Source organism: Sphingomonas sp. FG14, from assembly GCF_057809675.1.
This window is the reverse complement of sequence record NZ_JBMDKK010000055.1, coordinates 1-1433: the sequence shown is the minus strand read 5'-3', so window position 1 is coordinate 1433 and position 1433 is coordinate 1. Positions and strand designations below refer to the sequence as shown.

Sequence of the window (1433 nt, the reverse complement as noted above, 5' to 3'; positions counted from 1 at the left end):
TCACGGCGCGGCCCGAGCACCGCAAGGTGGTCGAGGTTGAGCGCCGGGAACCGAACGGCATTCAACGCCTCGGCCAACGCGCGCGGCTGATATCCGCTCCCGTAGTTGTCGGCTACGGCGGTGCCCCTGCCATCGGTCGTCCAGCCTCCGAGCAAAAGCGCGAGATCGCGATCTATCTTCGCCTCGCGCAGTCCGTCGCGGAAGTTGTGGCGGAACGAGTGGAAGCACGTCAGCGGCGCAGCGGCTCCCGCGTTTTCGAGAAAGCGGGTGAACCATCTCGATATCGCTGTGGATCGATAGCCGAGGTGGCCGAACGGAAGTTCGGGGAAGAGGTTCGTCTCGCCACACAAGCGTTGCGACGCCACGAACGCCAGAAAGCCGCAGCGGACCAGTTCATCGTGGACCGGAACGACTCGCTCGCTGGCGTTCGTCTTGACGCGCTTCTCGTCCCCGGCGCGGCTGATTCCCGACGCGACGCTGAAGCAAGGAACTCCGTCGATCTCTCGAACGTCAGACACCTCAAGCTGGCAAATCTCGTTGAGGCGCAGGCCACTGAACAGCGCGATCAACGGCACCCAGAATCGAGCGCGGCGCGGTCGCTGTTCGCCGGGGATGGCGTAGCCATTCGCGTCATCGCGACACCCGGTGTAGATCGGCGCATCGAAGATGCGGCGAAGCTGCTCGGGTGAGAACGGGTTGCGCTTGTCACGCTTCTTCACGGGGTCGGGGAGCTTGAGCCCCTTGAGCGGATTCCGGTCGAGATAGCCCTCGTTGATCGCCCAGTTCATGACCCCGCCGAACCGATTGACGTAGGCGTTGAGGTTCGCGGTGCTGATGAGGCGGGCTTCACCCCTCGCCTTGGCGGCAGCGACTACCTCCTTGATCGTCATGTCCGGGAAGCGTTGATGCGCGCTTTTCGGCATCTCGCGAAGCAGCGCCACAAAGTCGCGGCATCCCTCGCGCGTGATATCGGTGAGCGGTGTTTCCTCTCCGAACACCTCGACCACCCATTTTCGGGTCGTCGAGTGGGCGATCTGGGTGCGTTTGCTCCATTGGTGCTTGGGATCGGCGATGAAGCGATCGTAGACATCGCCGATCGTGCGCCTGTTCGACGGCGGGGGCGGCGCTGGCTGCGGAACAGGCGGAGCCCATGGCAACGAAATAGACGGGCCATCCAGCGTGGTGAAGATTAAGGCCGGATCGGCCAGCCTGCCGATCGAGGCCCGCGCCTTCTCGAACTCGCTCTCCACATCAGCCGCAATCCTATGGATGCGCCGAAGCGCCATCGCGTAGCTGTCAGTATCGAGTGAGCGCCATACCTCGCGCCCTTCCCAGACCGTCAGGAGGTCGGTCGGCACCCGTCGTCGGTAGTGGAAGATTCCGCGCTTCGAGCAGAGGCCAATCGGTCGATTGTGCAGACGCCTTGTGTAGAC

The 1433-nt window shown here is 63.5% G+C and carries 1 protein-coding gene; it reads right to left on the bottom strand.

The annotated features are described in order from the left end of the window. Positions 1 to 1358: DUF6538 domain-containing protein (locus ACODTA_RS30290; RefSeq protein ID WP_489071399.1), on the bottom strand; the 1358-nt coding region annotated here is incomplete at its 3' end. Positions 1359 to 1433: the final 75 nt, after the last annotated feature.